Raw genomic sequence first — 19,430 nt, forward strand, 5'->3', positions numbered from 1 at the left:
CAAATTCATGAGTACACAGCCATTTCCCGATCGGAGCGTCTGGGTCGAGGGAGCACCGGAGCCGGTGGCCACGGCAGGTGCGAGCGGTCCGCTGGCCGGCCTGCGGCTGGCGGTCAAGGATCTGTTCGACGTGAAGGGCCGGGTGACCGGTGCCGGCAACCCCGACTGGCGCGGCGAGCAGACCCCGGCCGGGCAGGATGCCTCGGCGGTGGCGGTGCTGCGCGCGGCGGGGGCGTGCTTCGTCGGCAAGACCCAGACCGATGAGCTGGCCTACAGTCTCAACGGCGCCAACATGCACTACGGGACACCGCTCAATCCGGCAGCGCCCGATCGCCTGCCGGGCGGTTCGAGTTCCGGGTCGGCGGTGGCCGTAGCGCAGGGTGAAGCCGATATCGGGCTGGGGACCGACACCGGGGGCTCGATCCGGGTGCCGGCGAGCTACAACGGGCTCTTCGGGCTGCGGCCGTCACATGGGGTGATGGCCACCGAGGGGCTGGTGCCGCTGGCACCGCCCTTCGATACGGTGGGCTGGCTCTGCCGTGATCTCGCCACCCTGGGCGCGGTGGCGGAAACACTGCTGCCCGGAGCCCCGGTCGAAGCCGACAGCGATCTGCAGCTGCTGCTGCCGGAAGGGGCGCCTGCTGAACTGGCGCACCGCATGACCCGGTACCTGCCGGAGCGCCCCACAGGCTCGATCGGACTGACCCAGGCGTGGCTGTCGCATGTCAGCCAGACCTTTCGGGTGCTGCAGGGGCGCGCCATCTGGCGTACGCATGGCGACTGGATCACCCGCTGCCAGCCCCGGGCCAGGATCGGCGGCTGCTCGCATGCGCCGGCCAGGAGGGCCGGCGCTGAGGCGATACGCCGCTCAGGCCGGCGGGTGTTCGCGCTGCCAGTGGCGGGCGATATCCACCCGTCGGGTTATCCACACCCGGTCGTGGGCTTCCAGGTGGTCGAGAAAGCGCTGTAGTGCCCGAAAGCGCCCCGGGCGCCCGATCAGCCGGCAGTGCAGGCCGATCGACATCATCTTCGGTGTCTCGCTGCCCTCGGCATAGAGCACATCGAAGGCATCCCGCAGGTAGCTGAAAAACGGCTCACCGTAGTTGAAGCCGCCCGGCGAGGCGAAGCGCATGTCGTTGTTGTCCAGTGTGTAGGGGACGATCAGGTGATCATGTTCCCGGCCCTCGCTGTCCTCGGCACGGGTCCAGAAGGGCAGGTCATCGCCGTAGTAGTCGCTGTCGTAGAGCAGTCCGCCCTCATCGAGCAGCAGCCGGCGGGTATTGGGGCTGTCGCGACCCGTATACCAGCCTGCGGGCAGCTCGCCGTAGAGCTGCCGGAAGCTCGCCAGGGCACGCTGCATGTGTTCGCGCTCGATCGCTTCGGGCACCTCCTGATAGTGGATCCAGCGCCAGCCGTGGCAGGCGATCTCGTGGCCCAGCTCGTGAAAGGCCCGGGCCGCCTCGGGATGACGCTCGAGCGCCATCGCCACGCCGAACACGGTCAGGGGCAGATTGCGTCGCTCGAATTCGCGCAGCACCCGCCAGACCCCGGCGCGGCTGCCGTATTCGTAGAGCGACTCCATGCTCAGATGGCGATCCTCAAAGGCCGGGGCGCCGATCATGTCGGAGAGGAAGGTCTCGCTGTGGCTGTCGCCGTGCAGCACGCTGTGCTCGCCGCCCTCCTCGTAGTTGAGCACGAACTGCACCGCGACGCGGGCGTTGCCCGGCCAGTTCGGCTGCGGCGGTTGGCGGCCGTAGCCTTTCAGATCACGGGGATAACCGGTGTGCCGAGCCATGGGGGAGTCCGTCATGCGTCGCTCCGGGTGAGGTGGGCAAAGGCGCCGGCGATCGGCTTGGCGAGCGGCAGGGCGCGGTCGTGGTGCTTGGCGGGGGTCAGGCCGAGCCGTTCGAGACTCTCCAGCAGGGTGACGCCGGCGGTAACGCCATCGATCACCGGCACGCCCAGGGTATCCCCCAGGCGCGTGGCAAGATCGGTCATGCCGGCGCAGCCCAGCAGCAGGCCATCACTGGCATCGCTGTCCAGCGCCTGCCGGCAGGCCTCGAGCAGGGTGCGATAGATCGCGTCACTCTCCTCCTCCAGCGCGGCCACCGGCAGTTCGCAGGCGTGCAGGCCGGCGCAGTGCTCGCGCTGACCATACTCCCCCAGCAGGCGCTCGGCGATCGGCAGGGTGCGTGCCAGGGTGGTCACGATCGAGTAGCGCGCGCTCACCAGCGAGGCCATGTGCATGCCGGCTTCGGCCATGCCGAGTACCGGTACCGAAGCCAGTTCGCGCGCGGCGGCCAGTCCGGGGTCGCCGAAGCAGGCGATCAGGTAGCCGCTCACCGCGAGCGAGTCATCCTGCTCGCATTCGTGAATGCGTTCGAGCAGCCCCGGTACTGCCAGCGCTTCGTCCATGTGGCCTTCCAGGCTGGCCGGGCCGTGGCGTGAGGTCAGCATGTGCACGTCGCCATGGGCGGCGCGGCGTGCGCTGGCACCGATGCGCTCGCTCATCGGGGTACTGGTATTGGGATTGATGATGACCAGGGTCATGTTGGGCTCTGCCTGCTCAGCGCCGCGCGCTGCCCCAGAGTGGGGAGATTATGGAAACGGATGCCTTGTCATGGTGCATCGACGGCCCCGCGGGCGGGTGCATGAGGCCCGGCCGGGGCCCGCGATGAAGGGCAGTCTGGCCCGTGATTCGGCCGATTTGCAACATTTGTTACACCGGCTTATGAATTGGCACGAAGATTGTATCGGCAAGGGTGAAAGGACGGTACCGAGCCGCCACGCTCCCCCAATCGGAGGCCCACATGAGCGATACCACTGATCCTACGGCTCAGGCTGCGGCCGGCCATGATCCCCGGCTCTACAATCAGGCTCTCGCGCCGGCGCGCCAGGACTGGAACGCCTACAACATCTTCGCCTTCTGGATGGCGGATGTGCACAGCGTCGGCGGATATGTGTTCGCGGCCAGCCTGTTCAGCCTGGGGCTGGCCAGCTGGCAGGTGCTGATTTCGCTGCTGGTCGGCATTCTGGTGGTGCAGTGCCTGGCCAATGCCATGGCGCGACCCAGCCAGCGCGCCGGCGTGCCGTTTCCGGTGGTGTGCCGGATGGCGTTCGGCACCGCAGGGGCCAACCTGCCGGCGGTGATCCGCGGCATCATCGCCGTGGTGAGGTACGGCATCCAGACCTGGCTGGCTTCCAACGCCCTGACGCTGGTGATGCTGCGCTGGTGGCCGGGGCTCGAGGCGCTGTCGCAGAACAGCGTGCTGGGACTGTCGACACTCGGCTGGTTGTCGTTCTGTCTGATGTGGGCGGTGCAGGCGCTGGTGTTCTGGCGCGGCATGGGGGCGATCCGGCGCTTCAACGATCTGGCCGGGCCGCTGGTCTATGCGGTGATGTTCCTGCTGGCGGCGTGGATCGTCTGGCGCGCCGGCCCGGAGAACATCAGCTTTACGCTTGGCAGCAAGGATCTCTCCGGCGTGGATGCGCTGTGGCAGATGGTGGTCGCGGCGGCGCTGGTGGCCGGCTACTTCGCCGGCCCGACGCTCAACTTCGGTGACTTCGCCCGTTACTGCAAGAGCGAGCGTTCGGTACGTTCCGGCAACTTCTGGGGGCTGCCGGTCAACTTTCTGGTGTTTTCGATCATCACCGTGGTGGTGGTCTCCGGCACGCCGGCGGTGTTCGGCGAGATGCTGACCGATCCGGTCGAGACCGTGTCGCGCATCGACAGCGCCACGGCCGCCGCCCTCGGCGTGCTCACCGTGCTGGCCGCCACCGTGGGCATCAATATCGTCGCCAACTTCGTCTCGCCGGCGTTCGACTTCTCCCATGTGGCACCCTCGAAGATCAGCTGGCGTGCCGGCGGCATGATTGCCGCGGTCGGCTCGGTGCTGCTGACGCCCTGGAACCTGTTCAACAACCCGGTGCTGATCCACTACACCGTGGATGTGCTGGCGGCCCTGATCGGCCCCATCTACGGCATCGTGCTGATGGACTTCTACCGGCTGCGCCGGCAGCAGATCGACACCCGCGCCCTCTATGACGGTTCGCCGGGCAGCACCTATCACTACACCGGCGGCACCAACCCCGAGGCGGTCAAGGCGCTGCTGGTGGCCGGGGTGGTCAGCGTGATCATCAGCATGGCGCCGCTGGGTGATCTCAGCCACTTCTCGGTATTCATCGGTGGTGGACTGGCGGCGATCAGCTACGCGCTGTTTTCCGGCTACTGGCTGGGCGATGCGGTGGCCTCGCGGCGCGGCGCATCGCAGGCGGCTACCGAAAGCTCCCGCTGATGATCCGGTCCGACCCGGACCCTGCCTCTTGCCTGCCCCGACCGACGCGGCCTGCGTCGGTCGGCGTCATTGTGCCGGATGCCTCTGCCGCGATCCGCTACGCTTGAGTCGCAGCCCGCTGCTGCCGGCCCGGGAAGCCATTGCGGTAGTTTTACAACATGGCTTTAAACCAAGGTCGAGTATCTAGCGGTCTGTCAGTCTGTACGATGTTATCGCTAACACGCTTACGCCCACCCCGTATCGGGGCATCGGGAACGGTTCCGGAGAGCACAATGGAAGGATGGACCCAGACAATGTCGGCCGGTCCGCTGCTGGGCATAGCGGCGGCGGCCATTGCAGTACTGCTGGTGATGGTAATCAAATTCAGGGTGCACGCATTCCTGACCCTGATTCTGGTCAGTCTGCTGACGGCCTTTGCCACCGGCATTCCGGCCGATCAGATCGTCCCCACGATGGTGGACAAGTTCGGTAGCACCCTCGGTTCGGTTGCGCTGCTGGTTGGGCTCGGTGCCATGCTCGGCAAGCTGGTCGAATACTCCGGCGGTGCCGGGGTGCTGGCCGATCGCATGATCTCGATCTTCGGTGAAAACCGCGCGCCCTTCGCGCTGGGCATCGCCTCGCTGTTCATGGGCTTCCCGATCTTCTTCGATGCCGGCCTGATCGTCATGCTGCCGGTGATCTTCGCGGTCGCCAAGCGGCTGGGCGGGCCCGTGCTGCTCTATGCCATTCCCGCGGCAGCGGCCTTCTCGGTGATGCACGTCTTCGTGCCGCCCCATCCCGGCCCGGTGACGGCCTCAGAGCTCTATAACGCCAACCTCGGCCTGCTGCTGCTGGTAGGCATCATCATCGCCTTCCCGATGTGGATGATTGCCGGTTACTTCTGGGGTCGAGTGACCGCGCGCCAGCACCCCTTCAAGCTCTCCGATGCACTGTTCGGTGAAGTGGACGACAGCGAGGTCAGCAATCCGCCCACGGTCGGCACGGTGCTGGCGATGCTGCTGCTGCCGATGGTGCTGATCTTCATGAATACCGGGCTCGACTTCCTGCGCTCGCTGGGCATGGTGGACAGCAGCCAGGGCTGGTACCACGTGCTCTCCGCACTGGGCCGGACCCCCATTGCACTGTTGATCTCGACGCTGGTGGCAATGTGGGTACTGGGCACCCGGCGAGGCGAGAGCGGCAATGCCCTGCAGAAGCTGCTCGATTCCGCGCTGGGGCCGATCTGCTCGGTGGTACTGATCACCGGCGCCGGCGGCATGTTCGGCGGCGTGCTGCAGGCCTCGGGCATCGGTGATGCGCTCTCCGATTCGCTCAACGACATCGGCCTGCCGGTCATCGTGGCGGCCTATCTGGTGGCGGCCATCATCCGCCTTGCGCAGGGCTCGGCCACGGTGGCGCTGGTCACGGCCGCGGGTCTGATGGCGCCGGCGGTTTCCGGGGGCGACTTCTCCTCGCTGCAGGTGGTGGCGATCACCCTGGCGACGGCCGCCGGTTCGGTCTTTGCCGGTCACGTCAACGACTCCGGCTTCTGGCTGGTGGGGCGGCTGCTGGGGATGGACGTCAAGACCACCCTGCAGACCTGGACCGTACAGCAGGCGATCGAATCGCTGGTCGGCTTCGTGTTCGCCTGCATCGTTTTCGTGATCTTCTGAGCAGGAGTACGGCATGGCAAACAACCCCTTTGATATCAGTGGCCGGCTGGCGCTGGTGACCGGTTCCTCGCGCGGGCTGGGCAATGCCCTGGCGCGCGGGCTGGCCGAGCAGGGCGTGCGCGTCATCCTTCACGGCCGCTCGCGCGATACGGTCGATGCCGCCGCCCGCGAGATGGCACAGGCCACCGGGGCCGAAGTCAGCGGCGTGACCTTCGATGTCACCGACGCCGATGAGGTCCGCGCGCAGCTGACGGCGCTCATCGAAGAGCACGGCGTTCCGGACATCCTGGTCAACAACGCCGGCCTGCAGCGGCGCGCGCCGTTCACCGAGTTCGACCCCGAAGACTGGGATGCGGTACTGGCGACCAACCTCTCCAGCGCCTTTTATGTGTCGCGGGCCATTACCCCGGCGATGGCCGAGCGCGGCACCGGCAAGGTGGTCAACATCGGGTCGGTGCAGTCGAAGCTGGCACGCCAGACCATCGCCCCCTACGGCGCCTCCAAGGGCGGTGTGGTGATGCTCACCCAGGGCATGGCGGCCGATCTGGCGCGCCACAACATCCAGGTCAACTGCATCTCGCCGGGCTATTTCCGGACCGAGATGAATACGGCACTGTGGCAGGACGACGAGTTCAACGGCTGGATCGAGAAACGCACGCCGGCGGCACGCTGGGGTGAGGTCGGCGAGCTGGTAGGCACCCTGATCTATCTCTGCTCGGATGCCTCGAGCTTTGTCTCCGGCCAGAACATCTTCGTCGATGGCGGCATGACATCCGTGGTGTGAGTGCCCCGGCGCTCACCCGAGAGGAGGACGGCAACATGAAGGCCCTGTTCATTCATGGCAGACAGGATCTGCGGGAAGCGGACGTCGAAATACCCGAGCCGGGCGAGGGTCAGGTGCGGCTGCGCATGGCCTTTGGCGGCATCTGCGGCTCCGATCTGCACTACTACCACGAAGGCGCCAATGGCGCCTTCGTGGTGCGCGAGCCCCTGATCCCCGGCCATGAGGTGTCCGGGGTGGTGGATCACGATCCTGCCGGCCGGCTGGCTGCCGGCACCCCGGTCACCCTGCATCCGGCCACCTTCGGCGACTCGCAGCCGGGCATCGAGACGCAGCCGCACCTCTGGCCCAACGGCGCCTATCTCGGCTCCGCGTCCACCTGGCCGCATACCCAGGGCGGCATGAGCGAGTACCTGCTGGTGGATGCCGGCATGATCCGGGTGCTGCCCGAAGGGCTGTCGCTGCAGCGTGCCGCGCTGGCCGAACCGCTGGCGGTCGGCCTGCACGGCATCAACGTGGCCGGTGGCGTCGAGGGCAAGCGGGTGCTGGTCTGCGGCTCCGGGCCGATCGGGCTGCTGGCAGCGGCAGCCGCGCTGGCAAAGGGCGCCGCCGAGGTGACGGCCACCGACGTGCTCGAAGGGCCGCTCGAGCGCGCCCGCGCGCTGGGGGTGACGCGCACGCTGCAGATCGGCACCGATGAGCTGCCGGCGGAAGCCTTCGATGTGGTGCTGGAGTGCTCCGGCGTGCCGGCCTCGATCGATGGCGCCATTGCCGCGGTGCGCCGCGCCGGGGTGATCGCCCAGATCGGCATGATGGGGTCGGGCCCGCAACCGGTGTCGCTGGCGGCGCTGATCGCCAAGGAAGCCCAGTTGCGCGGCTGCTTCCGCTTCAATCAGGAGATCGACGAGGCGATTGCGCTGCTGGCCGCCGATGCGCGTTTCGATCGGGTGATTACCCATGTGCTGCCGGCAACCGATGCCGAGGCGGCCTTCGCCGCGGCGAAGGATTCGCAGGCTTCCGGCAAGGTGCTGGTCGAGCTCTGGCCGGACCACGACCGGCACTGAAACGGTCACGGGAGAGCGTCATGAAGATCGTGATCACCGATTGCGACCACGCCGATGTCGCCATCGAGCGTGACTGTATCGCGCAGGTCGGGGGGGAGTGCGCGCTGTATCAGGACGCCTCGCCGGCCGGCATCATCGCCAATGCCCGCGGCGCCGATGGCCTGCTGGTGCAGTATGGCCGGATCACCGGCGAGGTGCTCGATGCCCTGCCGGAGGTGCAGGTGATCTCGCGCTACGGCGTGGGCGTTGATACGGTCGATGTGGCGGCAGCCACCGAGCGCGGCGTGGCGGTCTGCAATGTGCCCGATTACGGTACCGAGGCCGTTTCCGACCACGCCATCGCGCTGGCCGTGGCGGTGGTGCGCAATACCGCCGGCATGGATCGGCGGATGCGGGCCGGGCAGTCGGCTCTGGCGGCCTCGGTGCCGGTGTACGGCTTTGCCGGGCGTCGTTTCGGCGTGATCGGCGCCGGTGCCATCGGCAGCGCCACGGCGCGCAAGGCCGCCGGGCTGGGATTCGAGGTGGTGGTCTTCGATGCCCGCTTCGAACCCGGCGCGCGGACGCCCGAGGGCTGGCCGGTGGTGAGCCTGGAGACGCTGCTGGTCTCATCCCATGTAGTCTCGATACATGTGCCGCTCACCGAGCAGACCCGTCACCTGATCGACGCCGATGCGCTGGCGTGCATGCGCTCCGATGCCGTGCTCATCAACACGGCGCGTGGCGGGGTGGTGGAGACCACCGCGCTGGTGACGGCATTGCAGCAGGGGCGGCTGCTGGGCGCCGGCCTCGATGTACTCGAGGAAGAGCCGCTGCCTGTCGATCATCCGCTGATGAGCTGCCCGCGGGTGGTGCTGACCCCGCATGCCGGCTTCTATACCGAGGACTCCTATGCCGAGCTCAAGCGGCGCACGGCGCAGCACGCCCTCGATGTGGTGCAGGGGCGGCGGCCCGGCAATATCCTCAACCCTGAAGTGCTCAAGTGAAGTACTGGTGCGCAGTGCTGGTGCAAAGCATGGGTGCAAGGTACCCGGGTGAAGTCCCGGAGTCCGCCCGGCGGGGCTGAACCGCCGCTTTCGGCTATGCCACTTTCATCCAAATGTCCCTTGCCTGTCACGACAGGTACCGATCCGGATTGATAATCTGAACCGGAACTGAACGGATGGCACGCGGTTTGCTTCCCGTTCGGCGCCGACGACACTCAGCCGCCGACGCCAGGAGGAGCGGCATGATCTCATTGAGCCTGAACCGAATCCTGCCCGGCCTGTTCACTGCCGGTGTCATGGCCCTGTCGGGAGCGGCAGGCGCCGCGACCGGCAACGATGTATCCCCGTCACTGAGCGTGAAGGATCAGAGCGAGAGCTTCGGCCGGGTGACCCTGCACAACGTCGACATGCCTGCCAACGGCTTCGTGGTCATTCACGAAACCCGGCAGGGCGATGGTCATGGCCCCGTGGTAGGCAGCGCCTTCGCCCAGGCAGGCCATCATGCGAAGGTCAGCGTGGCCCTGGATGACAGCGTGCAGCAGCAGGAACAGCTCACCGCCATGCTGCATCTCGATACCGCCGAACGCTACGAATTCGAACATGGCAGTGATCACCCGCACCTCGATCCGCCGGTAGAGCGGGAGGGCCACCAGGTCACCCGTAAGTTCACGGTCACCGATATTGTGGGCGACGAGAGCGGCTGACATCACGAATGATCGGGTTTCATGTTACTTTTTCCCTGCACCCCGGGTTCTTCCCGGGGTTTTTCATGCCGGCTTCGGGGTGCGGCAGATGAACCACATTGCTTTCATGTAACGCGCCCTGCCGTTACATGCTGCAGGGAGATGCTGCATGGTTGCCGTCTGGGCCATCCTGCCGATTTTCGGTCTGATCGTTCTGGGATACCTGCTGGGCTGGCGTGGCTGGCTGTCACCGGAAGGCATGGGTGGGCTGTCGACGATCACCTTTCGACTGTTCATGCCCTGTCTGCTGTTCACCGGGATTGCCCGGGCGCCGCTGGGTGATGCTCTCTCGCCGGTTTTGATCGCGCTCTACTTCCTGCCCGCACTGCTCATCTTTACCTTCGTCAATACGGTGGTCGACCGCCGCCGCCATCAGGCCACGGCGCTGGGGCTGGCCGGCAGCTACTCCAACAACGTGCTGGTCGGGCTGCCGCTGGTGGCGGCGCTGTTCGGTGACCGGGGGCTGGTCTATCTCTACGCCATTCTGGCCGCGCACAGCCTGGTCCTGTTCACCGCCCAGTCGGTGCATGTGGCGCTGGCCGATGCCGAAGGACGTCGCCCCGGGCTCGGCTCGATCCTCGCCACGCTGAAGAATCCGCTGGTGATGGCGCTGCTGCTCGGCATGGAGGTGAATGCGCTGGGGCTCGGCCTGCCGGAGACGGTCTGGCAGATGCTGGACTGGCTGTCGCGGGCGGCCCTGCCATGCGCCCTGCTGGTGCTGGGCATCGGCCTGACCCGCTACCGACTGCGTTCCAACCGGCTGGTGTGGAGTGTCTGCGCGCTCAAGCTGATTGCCTTCCCGCTGCTGGTGGCGCTGGCGACCACCCTGGCGGGGGTCGGGTCGGTCGAGCAGCAGGTGCTGGTGCTGCTGGCAGCGGGTCCGATCGGCGTCAATGCGCTGGCCTTTGCCACCACCGCCGAGGATCAGCGCACCGTGGGCGGCCTGATCTTTCTGTCCACCCTGCTGGCGGCCCTGACCCTGCCGATCTGGATGGCCGTGATGGGTTGAGTAAGCTTTTTTCATTAAGCAGGACTCACCGTAAGGTATTAGAAAAAAATTTCCTGTTCGGGCTACTAAAGTACGGCTTTTCCTGGACCGATAGTGCAGTCACGCGGTGACTCGAACGGGGCGGTCACGCGCGCTGACAAGTGACCGGGAGAAGGTGGAAATGGGACTACTGCAAAGGAGTGTCGGCACCCGACTGGTGGTGACGCTGACGTTTCTGGCGGCGTTGCTGCTGCTGGTGGGGGGCATGGGGGTAACGGCGCTGGGCAGGTCGAACGAGGCGCTGGGCGATGTCTATCGGCGCAATGTGCTGCCGATGGAGGCGATCAGCGAAGTGATGAGCAGCGTGCTCAACCTGCGCGGCCAGCTGCTGACGCCGGCGCTGATTCGCACCGAGGAGGAGATGACCCGGGCGCGCGACCACCTGGCCGAATATCGCCGCCATTTCGATCACGGCTGGCCGCTCTACATGGCCTCGGTGCCGGCCAGCGGGCGCGAACGGGAGCTGGCCGAGCGGGTCATGGCAGAGCAGCAGGCCTTTGCGGACAAGCTGAACCGCTACTTCGCCCTGCTGGCGGCCGGTCGGTTCGATCAGGCGGTAGACTTCAACAACACCACCCTGCGCGACGAGTTCCGGTCGCTGCGGGAAGATCTGAGCACGCTGTCCGGCATCCAGACCGCCTCGGTACAGACCGCCTATCAGCAGGGTCAGCAGGCCTATCGGCATCAGCGCCTGCTCGTCTCGGCCATCATCATCACGGCGCTGCTGGCGCTGGTGCTGGTGGGCTGGCGGCTGACCCGCGGCATTCTGCATCCGCTGCGGCGCGCCCAGGGCTTTACCGAAGAGATCGCCCGGGGGCATCTCGATGTCCGTATCGAGCACGGCTATCGCGATGAATTCGGCCGGGTGCTCGATGCGCTCGGCGACATGCGCACCCGGCTCGCCGGGATCGTGCGTGAGGCGCGTCTCGGTGCCGAAACCGTGGGCGCGGCCTCGGCGCAGCTGGCCAGCAGCAACGATGAGCTCTCCCAGCGTACCCAGGAGCAGGCCGCCAGCCTCGAGGAGACCGCCTCCTCGATGGAGGAAATGACCGCCACGGTACGCCGCAATGCCGACAACGCCGGTCAGGCCGATCAGGCCGCCGGCAGTGCCCGCGATCAGGCCGTGGCCGGCGGCGAAGTGATCAGCCAGGCGGTTGGCGCCATGGAGGAGATCAGCGCCTCCAGCCGTCAGATCAGCGAGATCGTGACACTGATCGACGACATCGCCTTCCAGACCAACCTGCTGGCGCTCAATGCCGCGGTTGAAGCGGCGCGTGCCGGCGAACAGGGGCGCGGCTTTGCCGTGGTGGCCGGTGAGGTACGCACCCTGGCGACCCGCTCGGCGGAAGCGGCCCGCGAGATCAAGACGCTGGTCGCGACCAGCGTGGAGCGGGTGGAGAAGGGCAGTGCGCTGGTATCACGCTCCGGCGAGACGCTGCGGGAGATCGTGACCGGGGTGCAGCGCACCACCGGGCTGGTCTCCGAGATCGCCATGGCCGGCCGCGAGCAGTCCGCGGGCATCGAACAGGTCAACATGGCGGTCTCGCAGATGGACGAGATCACCCAGCGCAACGCCGCCATGGTCGAGGAAGCCTCCAGCGCCAGTCGGCTGCTGCAGGAGCAGGCCGAGACCCTGCTGGAACGGCTGGCCTTCTTCCGGCTGGCCGAGCGTACGCCAGCGCCGGCCAGCAGCGCCCGGCAGCTGATGACTACCGCGGCACATCACTCTGCCCGCACTCCGGCGCCTCATGCCGCCACGCCGACACGCACTGCCGGGGCCGGGCGGTCATCCGGGGCTGCGCGCACGGTAGCGGCTCAGGTCGAGGATGACTGGGAGAGTTTCTGAAGTCTCCCGCCATGTGCCTTCAGGCCGCCTTCGGGCGGCCTTTTTGTTGACTCTCCAAAAGAGGGGGAAAGCTCAAGTCCCTGCGCGCCGGGCCGTTAACTGCCATTGAGCGGGACTCTATCCGGTCGCTGGGACCGGTCGACAATAATCGCAGGGAGAGTGAACCGATGCGGTTCTGGAACACAAGTGTAGGCACCCGGCTGGTGCTGACCCTGGCCCTGCTGGCGGCGTTGCTGCTGGCGGTCGGCGGGCTGGGCATCGTGGCGCTGTATCAGTCGAACAGCTCGATGGGCAGCGTCTACAAGCAGAATGTCATTCCGATGCGAGCACTCTCTGCGGTGCTCTCCGATACCCTGGGGCTGCGCGGCCAGCTGCTGATGCCGGCGCTGTTTCACTCCGATGCGACCATGGCGGCCAACGAGCAGGACCTGGCCCGCTACCGGGAACATGCGAGCGAGGAGTGGCAGCACTATCTGGCGACCAGTCAGCGTGGCCCCGAAGAGCAGGCGCTGATCGAGCGGGTCGAGCAGCAGCGGGCCGCGCTCGATGAGCAGCTGAAGACCTATCGCCAGCAGCTGGAATTCAACCAGCGGGGCGATGCGATCGACGCCTACCACGATACCCTGAGCGGCCAGTTCGATGCGCTGCGCGGTGATCTCACCACGCTGATTGACCTGCAGCAGCAGCAGACCGAAGGTGCCTGGGGCCTCAGTCAGGCGCACTTCGGTCAGCTGGTCTGGCTGATCGGTGCCATGATGGCCGGTGCACTGATCGCACTGGTGCTGATCGGCTGGCGTCTGACCCGCGGGATCCTGCGGCCGCTGCACCAGGCGCAGCGCTTCACCGAGGAGATCGCCCGCGGGCATCTCGACACCCGCATTTCACACGGCTATCGCGACGAGTTCGGCCGGGTGCTCGATGCGCTGGCCGACATGCGTACCCAGCTGGCCGATATCGTCCGGCAGGCGCGCCGCAATGCCGAGAGCGTGGGCGCCACTTCGGCTCAGCTCGCCGGCAGCAATGATGAGCTATCGCGGCGTACCCAGGAGCAGGCCGCCAGCCTCGAACAGACTGCCTCCTCGATGGAGGAGATTACCTCTACGGTGCGCCAGAATGCCGACAACGCCGGGCAGGCCGATCAGCTGGCCGGCAGCGCCCGCGATCAGGCCGTGGCCGGTGGCGAGGTGGTCAACGAGGCGATCAGTGCAATGGGGCAGATCAATGAGTCCAGCCATCAGATCAGCGAGATCGTGGCGCTGATCGACAACATCGCCTTCCAGACCAATCTGCTGGCGCTCAACGCCGCCGTCGAGGCAGCCCGCGCCGGTGAGCAGGGGCGCGGCTTTGCCGTTGTGGCCGGTGAGGTACGTACGCTGGCGACCCGTTCCGCCGAAGCGGCGCGCGAAATCAAGGCGCTGGTCGCGACCAGCGTCGAACGGGCGGAGAACGGCAGCGTGCTGGTGAAGCGCTCCGGCGATACCCTGGCGGAGATCGTCACCAGCGTGCGACGCACCACCGATCTCGTCTCCGAGATCGCCATGGCCAGCCGCGAACAGACCAGTGGCATCGATCAGGTCACGACCGCGATCAGCCAGCTCGACGAGATCACCCAGCGCAATGCCGCCATGGTCGAAGAGGCCGCCAGCGCCAGCCGCATGCTGCAGGAACAGTCGGCCACGCTGCTCGAGCGCATGGCCTTTTTCCAGCTGGCCGATGAGCCCGGGGCGCGCCCCGCATCGCCCGCAGCGCCTGACACGGCACACCGCGCAGACCATCACACGAGCCCCGATCACGCCTCGCACAACGCGCGCGCTCCGGCGGCCGCCGCCGGGGCAGGGGAGGCGCCCGCCGAGCATCCGCCGGCCCCTGTGGCAGAGCGGCATGAACGCAGCCGAGTGACCACCGCGGAGAGCAGCGACGACTGGGAGAGCTTCTGAAGCGACAGCCCACTGGAAGAAAACGCAGACCGCCCCGAGGGGCGGTCTTTTTACGAAGGGTCTTCAACTGCGGATCTTGATGCAACCGAGCGCATGTCAGGCACGGTTATCGGTGGAGAGGGCCGGCGTGCGTAGCATGAGCTCACGCGAGGGGAGAGTGAACAGCACCTGCCCCTGGCGACGGTTGGCGAGGCGGTAGATGCCGAGGCACAGCAGCACGGTGGCTGCAGCCAGCAGTGGCGGCATCACGGCGACGTACAGCTCGGCAGTGAGGCCGTGCAGCTCGAGCGGGCCAAGCAGCTGGGCGACACCGGCGATGATCAGGCAGTGCATGACGTAGATCGGTAGTGTGACGCGGCCGATGTTGCGCAGCAGCTTGAGCCTGAAGTGCGCCGTGGCCCACGCCGTCACGTCAATGGCGGTAATGATCATGGCCACGGAGGCCAGCGGACGAACACCCGGCATGTGGTTCAGGGTCGGATAGACCTTGGAGATCGTGAGCAGGACCAGGGTGGCGCATGATGCGATGAGCAGGCGCCGGGCGTTGAACTCTCGGGCATGCCGGGTGATGAAGGGTTTGGCAAAGCAGCCCAGGGCGAAGAAGATCGCGTTGGCCAGCAGCGACGCCACACTCCAGAACTCGATCCCGAAAAGCGGCTGATGAAAGACCGAGACTACCCCGATGGCGGTGAGTGTCAGGCCGACGTGGTGGCGCCCTAGGCGGCAGATCACGAAGTAGATGACCAGGCCATAGAGATACCAGATACCCGTGTCGGCCCGCAGGGCCGTGAAGGCCAAGCCGCTCAGGTCGACGGGCAGCGTCCCGGCTCCCGGCACCAGGGTAGGATCGCCGTAATGATAGAGCGCCAGGCACACACCCCAGTCGGCCAGCAGCCAGATGCCGTAGAGCCACAGCAACGAGGCGATACGGGAATGGAACACGTCACGCCACGCGGTGCGATAGACGGCAGAGTGGGCCAGAAATCCCGAGATCATGAAAAACAGCGGCATTCTCATCGGCCGCAGGGCGAGCACGAACGTATTCCACAGCGTGAACGCCAGGGTGTCGGTCATCAGCCCCATTTTGAAGACGAAAAACATGGTGTGATAAAGCACCACCATGAGAATGCACATGCCTTTGGCGGCGTCTATCCAGTCAATACGTTGCGTGTTAAAGCGGGTAGGCATTGATTCTTTCCTGATGTTTGTAACTTTTCGTTATTCCCACCTCGCTGATGCTATCGATTAAGATGCGTTTAATGTATGCCGAAGCGGGATATTACGTCGCAACATGCAAAAATGGCTGATCAGAAGCATTACAAATCGGCCTGGGCCTCCGGCCTGCTCCGGGGCTTGCCTCCCGTTCGCTGCCCCCGATCCTTGATGCGGGCTGAGCCACACCCGCCCCGTGCATTTTCTCCGAGTTGCCTGCCCGGCAGCGAACACATATGATGACCCGCGCAGCATGGCGTTCCCTTTCTGAGCTGCCTGCCCGGCAGCGAACGATCTTGGCGATGCAGTCGATGACCATCTCCATTTCTGAGCTGCCTGCCCGGCAGCGAACGAGAAGAAAAGGAACTCACCGAAACGGCCAGTTTTCTGAGCTGCCTGCCCGGCAGCGAACGCGCCCCACTTGAGAGCATCAAGTGCCACCTTTTTCTGAGCTGCCGCACAGGCAGCTCAGAAATTGCCTGTTATTGCCCTGCGGTAAAAGTGCCCGTGCGCTGCCGCACAGGCAGCTCAGAAAAAGTGCGTCAACCTGGTCAAGAGCCAGGGCGAGTGCGCTGCCGCACAGGCAGCTCCGGTTGGTGAACGAGCCCTGCCGCTTCAGTCGTGCTCGGGCTCGAGGGTGTACTGGCTGTAGCGCACTGCCGCCTGCAGCCTGTCGAGGCGTTGTACACCGGGCTCCTCGACAAAGGCCGCGGCTGCGGCGAGCAGCCGGCGATGGGCAGCGCGCTCGGCGCGACGGCTCATGCAGCGCTGAAACAGTGAACTCACGCGGAAAAGGCGATGTGACAGCGGCAGTCTGAAAGAGGGCAGCATGGGACTCTCCCGCCGGAGCCGGGCGTGCCCGGCTCGATGGATGACAGTGGCGCGTGATTACCAGAGCTTGATGTTCATGCCCGCGCCGTAGGCGTTGTTGCCACGTGAGTCGTGCGACCAGTTGGCATTGACGAACAGGCGGTCATTGAGGGGCGTGCCCAGCGCCAGCGAGGCGGCGTTTTCGCCCTTGTAGGCGCCACCGGCAATGCTCAGCTGGCCACCGGCGCCTGGGCCGAGATGGAACTGGTGCGAGGCGGCGGCCACGGCGGCGGCCACGCCGGCTTCGAGGTCGTCGATATTGCCGCGCAGGTCGGCGATATCGGCCCGGTTCTGTTGGATGCCGGCGGCATTGCGGTCAATGGCTTCGGAGTGCTGCGCGAGGCTGCTGCGGGTCTGGCGCTGATAATCGCGAATGTCGGAAGTGTTGCGGTTGATGACCGTGGCGTGCTGATTCAGCGTCTCGTCCTGGCGGTCGTTGGCCTCGGCATTGGTCCGGATGGCCGTATCCTGCTGCTCGTTGAGCTCGGCATTGGCAAGAATGCCCTGGCGGTTGTGCTCGATGTTGTCGGCATTTTTGCGACCGGTGGCCGTGTTGCGGTCGGCCTGTGCCGAAACCGTATCAACACGCTGGCGGTTATCACGGATCGCTTCATCCTGCCGGTGGTTGGTCTGCGTGTTGGCTTCGATGCCTTGCCGATTGGCGGCAATGCTGTCGGTGTTTTGTGAAGTCCGGGTCGAGACATTCTCGATCTGCTGCGTATTGTCGCCGATGACGTCATCCTGACGCTGGTTGCGCTGATCCATGTCATCGAGGCGGCCGCGGTTCTGGCGGATCACGCCCTCCTGGCGATCATTCCAGGCGGACTGCTCGGCGATTTCGCGCTGGTTGGCTTCGGCCAGCCCGGTGTTGCGATCGGCATGTGCTGCTACCTCGCCGATGGCGTCGCGGTTGCTGTCGATTCGCTGGCTGTTATCGGCTATATCGCCCTGCATGCCGCTGATCACGCAGCCGCAGTTGTCATAGGGGCTGGCCTGAGCGGAAAAGGAGGCCACGAGGGCTGCGGATATGGCGGAGGCAAGCAGCGTCTTTTTCATGATCGATCTTCCCTGACTGGTTCCCTGAAGCGGTCGGCGAGGTGGCCGCCTGTTGTCATTCGTTCCCGGGAGCACGCCGGTCCTGTAGGGGCGAGGGTTTAATGTTTCCCGATGAAACTGTTTGTAATCATGGGAGAGGGAAGGCGGGGGCGTTGTGCCATTCGGAGTGCGACACACTGCTGATATTAAAGCTGTCATTGATTGACAGTCGGTTTGCGGTAATTGATGCCCATTTCAATTAATGGGTGATTTGCTCTCGTTGGTATTAGATATTTGATTGCCTCGAGTATGAGACTATTCATCTGCCCGAGTGGCCGCCGGTAAAATGGCGTGCCGGAGTCGGTTGATATAACGGCATGAAGGAAGCAGTGAGGCGGGAATCAGTCGATGATCAGTCCCCGGTCTGGCGTTGCTCGCAGGGCGCAAGAACTGCTGTCAGGTGCCGCCGGGCAGTCGGTCAGGCCCGGCACCGTGCGGTGCACGGATGGGCACAGTCCTGCCGGCAGGGTATGAGTGTTTATGGTAGCGCGGCCCGGAGATACGCAGGCATCCGGTAAACGTCAGCTTTCAGTTGCGTCGTGTTTTTTTCAAACACATCACAAAAATCACGGAATCGCCGATTTTCCGGACTCGCTTTTCGGGGTAGTTTCAGTGCCATGACGAGTGACCGTACATTGGCACCGGCAGAACCAGCCGAACGGACATTATAAGCGATGCCCGAATAAAGGACTTGTTCGATAGGAGTCCGGTTTCTGCGATAAGTAAGGCTGCATATTATGCTGCCGTTTCCTGTGCCATGTTCTGTTACATGACCGGTTCATGAAGCGAAGCAACCGGTGGAAACAGTCAGGGAGCGCAGCCATGACCGAGAGTACTGCCACATGCCAGCACACTTCACATCGCCGATGGCTGAACGGTCTGCTCGGTACCGTTCGTCACGCCATCACCAGCCGCCTGTCCGATCGTCAGTATGTCGCTCTGGTATATCGACGCGAGTTCGGCTACTGGCCCCATCTGAAACAGCCACGCACCTTCAATGAGAAGATATGCCGCCGGCGCATTGATCCCGAGCCGGCCTTTACTCCGCTGAGTGACAAGGTACAGGTTCGTGACTACGTGAAGGCGGTGGTTGGCGAGCAGTACCTGATCCCTTGCCATGGGGTTTGCAAGCATGTCGACGAGGCTTTCTGGGACACCCTGCCGGAACGGTTCGTGATGAAGGCGAATCATGGTTCGGGGTTCAACCTGCTGGTGCGTGAACGCCGGGATTACCCGCCGCAGCTGCTGAATGCGCTGGGCCGGCAGTGGCTCGACGATGATTTCCACGCGACCAGCCGCGAACGTCACTACCGCGGCATTGATCCACAGCTGATGTTCGAGCAGCTGCTGCTGGACGAGCGCGGCAGGGTGCCGAAGGATTACAAGTTCTACTGTTTTCGCCGGCAGGGAGAGGCGCCCCGGGTCTTCATCGAGATCGATCATGATCGTTTCGAAAACCTGGCCTTCGATTACTACGACAGCGACTGGAATCTGGTTGATATCGTCGAGGAGCGCTTCACGACCGGAGTGCCGATGCCGCGCCCGGCAATGCTGGATGAGGCCATGGCGGTGGCCCTGAAGCTGTCGGAAGGGTTCGGCTTCGTGCGGATCGATCTCTACCTGACCGATGATCGCGTCTACTTCGGGGAGATGACCTTCACGCCGACCGGCGGGATGAAGCATTTTCGATCACACGAGCAGGATCTCGCCTGGGGGCAGCTGTTCGAGGAGCTGGAGGCACCCGCCGAACAGCTCCCGGCGTCTGCCCGGGGGCTGAGTCGCGCTGAGTACCGGGGCGTCTGACCGTATCCGCAGCGGCTGCCGCGGACGTGCCGGAGGAGTGACGGCGTGATGGTGCCGGGCGTGGGTGTCAGTGCGTCGGTGCGGTGCAGCTCGCCAGGGTA

Annotated in this window: 16 protein-coding genes; 11 read left to right on the top strand and 5 right to left on the bottom strand. The window is 65.3% G+C overall.

What is annotated here, in order from left to right; all coding sequences use genetic code 11:
- Positions 1-7 precede the first annotated feature (7 nt).
- Positions 8-970 (top strand): amidase family protein, encoded by a 963-nt coding sequence (locus C7446_RS01550; RefSeq protein WP_121170613.1) that lies wholly within the window; start codon positions 8-10, stop codon positions 968-970.
- Here C7446_RS01550 and puuE read toward each other — a convergent pair.
- Both puuE and C7446_RS01560 read right to left on the bottom strand, forming a co-directional pair.
- Positions 869-1,810: an allantoinase PuuE gene (gene puuE / locus C7446_RS01555; protein ID WP_245977596.1), complete on the bottom strand. Its 942-nt coding sequence runs from the start codon at positions 1,808-1,810 to the stop codon at positions 869-871. The genes C7446_RS01550 and puuE overlap by 102 nt on opposite strands.
- Positions 1,807-2,550: an aspartate/glutamate racemase family protein gene (locus C7446_RS01560; protein ID WP_121170615.1), complete on the bottom strand. Its 744-nt coding sequence runs from the start codon at positions 2,548-2,550 to the stop codon at positions 1,807-1,809. The genes puuE and C7446_RS01560 overlap by 4 nt, the downstream gene beginning before the upstream one ends.
- A 260-nt stretch (positions 2,551-2,810) precedes the next feature.
- On the opposite strand from C7446_RS01560, the gene C7446_RS01565 reads away from it, so the two are divergent.
- The 9 genes from C7446_RS01565 (at position 2,811) to C7446_RS01605 (ending at position 14,349) form a co-directional block, all read left to right on the top strand.
- A complete protein-coding gene (locus C7446_RS01565) occupies positions 2,811-4,295 on the top strand; it encodes an NCS1 family nucleobase:cation symporter-1 (protein ID WP_121170616.1) in 1,485 nt (494 codons plus the stop codon).
- A gap of 272 nt (positions 4,296-4,567) precedes the next feature.
- The gene (locus C7446_RS01570) at positions 4,568-5,947 is read left to right on the top strand and encodes a GntP family permease (protein ID WP_121170618.1); all 1,380 of its coding nucleotides are present in this window, start codon (positions 4,568-4,570) and stop codon (positions 5,945-5,947) included.
- A gap of 13 nt (positions 5,948-5,960) precedes the next feature.
- Positions 5,961-6,731 (top strand): glucose 1-dehydrogenase, encoded by a 771-nt coding sequence (locus C7446_RS01575; protein WP_121170620.1) that lies wholly within the window; start codon positions 5,961-5,963, stop codon positions 6,729-6,731.
- Between the two features lie 35 nt (positions 6,732-6,766).
- The gene (locus C7446_RS01580; protein WP_121170622.1) at positions 6,767-7,792 is read left to right on the top strand and encodes an L-idonate 5-dehydrogenase; all 1,026 of its coding nucleotides are present in this window, start codon (positions 6,767-6,769) and stop codon (positions 7,790-7,792) included.
- Positions 7,793-7,812: 20 nt separating this feature from the next.
- Positions 7,813-8,775 (top strand): C-terminal binding protein, encoded by a 963-nt coding sequence (locus tag C7446_RS01585; RefSeq protein ID WP_121170624.1) that lies wholly within the window; start codon positions 7,813-7,815, stop codon positions 8,773-8,775.
- A 242-nt stretch (positions 8,776-9,017) separates the two neighbouring features.
- A complete protein-coding gene (locus tag C7446_RS01590; protein WP_121170625.1) occupies positions 9,018-9,479 on the top strand; it encodes a DUF7282 domain-containing protein in 462 nt (153 codons plus the stop codon).
- A gap of 148 nt (positions 9,480-9,627) precedes the next feature.
- Positions 9,628-10,527, top strand: a complete 900-nt coding sequence (locus C7446_RS01595) for an AEC family transporter (RefSeq protein ID WP_121170627.1) — start codon at positions 9,628-9,630, stop codon at positions 10,525-10,527.
- A gap of 160 nt (positions 10,528-10,687) precedes the next feature.
- Entirely contained in the window at positions 10,688-12,412 is a 1,725-nt protein-coding gene (locus C7446_RS01600) for a methyl-accepting chemotaxis protein (RefSeq protein WP_121170629.1), read from the top strand.
- Positions 12,413-12,579: 167 nt separating this feature from the next.
- Positions 12,580-14,349 carry a methyl-accepting chemotaxis protein gene (locus C7446_RS01605; protein WP_121170631.1) on the top strand — a complete coding sequence of 590 codons (1,770 nt, stop codon included), beginning with the start codon at positions 12,580-12,582 and terminating at the stop codon, positions 14,347-14,349.
- A gap of 96 nt (positions 14,350-14,445) precedes the next feature.
- Here C7446_RS01605 and C7446_RS01610 read toward each other — a convergent pair whose 3' ends face one another.
- The 3 genes from C7446_RS01610 to C7446_RS01620 all read right to left on the bottom strand — a co-directional run bounded on the left by C7446_RS01610 (position 14,446) and on the right by C7446_RS01620 (position 17,487).
- The gene (locus C7446_RS01610; RefSeq protein ID WP_121170633.1) at positions 14,446-15,537 is read right to left on the bottom strand and encodes an acyltransferase family protein; all 1,092 of its coding nucleotides are present in this window, start codon (positions 15,535-15,537) and stop codon (positions 14,446-14,448) included.
- Between the two features lie 639 nt (positions 15,538-16,176).
- Complete coding sequence (locus C7446_RS01615; RefSeq protein ID WP_121170635.1) at positions 16,177-16,392, bottom strand: hypothetical protein; 216 nt, start codon at positions 16,390-16,392, stop codon at positions 16,177-16,179.
- Between the two features lie 57 nt (positions 16,393-16,449).
- Complete coding sequence (locus C7446_RS01620) at positions 16,450-17,487, bottom strand: YadA C-terminal domain-containing protein (RefSeq protein ID WP_170149967.1); 1,038 nt, start codon at positions 17,485-17,487, stop codon at positions 16,450-16,452.
- Positions 17,488-18,348: 861 nt separating this feature from the next.
- Between C7446_RS01620 and C7446_RS01625 the strand changes: the two genes are divergently transcribed.
- Positions 18,349-19,329 (top strand): ATP-grasp fold amidoligase family protein, encoded by a 981-nt coding sequence (locus C7446_RS01625; RefSeq protein WP_170149968.1) that lies wholly within the window; start codon positions 18,349-18,351, stop codon positions 19,327-19,329.
- The last annotated feature ends 101 nt before the right edge of the window (positions 19,330-19,430 follow it).

Source organism: Kushneria sinocarnis (assembly GCF_003633775.1).
Taxonomy (GTDB): domain Bacteria; phylum Pseudomonadota; class Gammaproteobacteria; order Pseudomonadales; family Halomonadaceae; genus Kushneria; species Kushneria sinocarnis.

What these genes read in the sequence shown, in the direction of transcription:
- C7446_RS01590 (WP_121170625.1), top strand. Translation starts at nt 9,018, where the DNA reads ATGATCTCATTGAGCCTGAACCGAATCCTGCCCGGCCTGTTCACTGCC.
- C7446_RS01580 (WP_121170622.1), top strand. Translation starts at nt 6,767, where the DNA reads ATGAAGGCCCTGTTCATTCATGGCAGACAGGATCTGCGGGAAGCGGAC.
- C7446_RS01610 (WP_121170633.1), bottom strand. Translation starts at nt 15,537, where the DNA reads ATGCCTACCCGCTTTAACACGCAACGTATTGACTGGATAGACGCCGCC.
- C7446_RS01600 (WP_121170629.1), top strand. Translation starts at nt 10,688, where the DNA reads ATGGGACTACTGCAAAGGAGTGTCGGCACCCGACTGGTGGTGACGCTG.
- C7446_RS01615 (WP_121170635.1), bottom strand. Translation starts at nt 16,392, where the DNA reads ATGCTGCCCTCTTTCAGACTGCCGCTGTCACATCGCCTTTTCCGCGTG.
- C7446_RS01585 (WP_121170624.1), top strand. Translation starts at nt 7,813, where the DNA reads ATGAAGATCGTGATCACCGATTGCGACCACGCCGATGTCGCCATCGAG.
- C7446_RS01575 (WP_121170620.1), top strand. Translation starts at nt 5,961, where the DNA reads ATGGCAAACAACCCCTTTGATATCAGTGGCCGGCTGGCGCTGGTGACC.
- C7446_RS01550 (WP_121170613.1), top strand. Translation starts at nt 8, where the DNA reads ATGAGTACACAGCCATTTCCCGATCGGAGCGTCTGGGTCGAGGGAGCA.
- C7446_RS01620 (WP_170149967.1), bottom strand. Translation starts at nt 17,487, where the DNA reads ATGAAAAAGACGCTGCTTGCCTCCGCCATATCCGCAGCCCTCGTGGCC.
- puuE (WP_245977596.1), bottom strand. Translation starts at nt 1,810, where the DNA reads ATGACGGACTCCCCCATGGCTCGGCACACCGGTTATCCCCGTGATCTG.
- C7446_RS01565 (WP_121170616.1), top strand. Translation starts at nt 2,811, where the DNA reads ATGAGCGATACCACTGATCCTACGGCTCAGGCTGCGGCCGGCCATGAT.
- C7446_RS01570 (WP_121170618.1), top strand. Translation starts at nt 4,568, where the DNA reads ATGGAAGGATGGACCCAGACAATGTCGGCCGGTCCGCTGCTGGGCATA.
- C7446_RS01560 (WP_121170615.1), bottom strand. Translation starts at nt 2,550, where the DNA reads ATGACCCTGGTCATCATCAATCCCAATACCAGTACCCCGATGAGCGAG.
- C7446_RS01605 (WP_121170631.1), top strand. Translation starts at nt 12,580, where the DNA reads ATGCGGTTCTGGAACACAAGTGTAGGCACCCGGCTGGTGCTGACCCTG.
- C7446_RS01595 (WP_121170627.1), top strand. Translation starts at nt 9,628, where the DNA reads ATGGTTGCCGTCTGGGCCATCCTGCCGATTTTCGGTCTGATCGTTCTG.
- C7446_RS01625 (WP_170149968.1), top strand. Translation starts at nt 18,349, where the DNA reads ATGACCGAGAGTACTGCCACATGCCAGCACACTTCACATCGCCGATGG.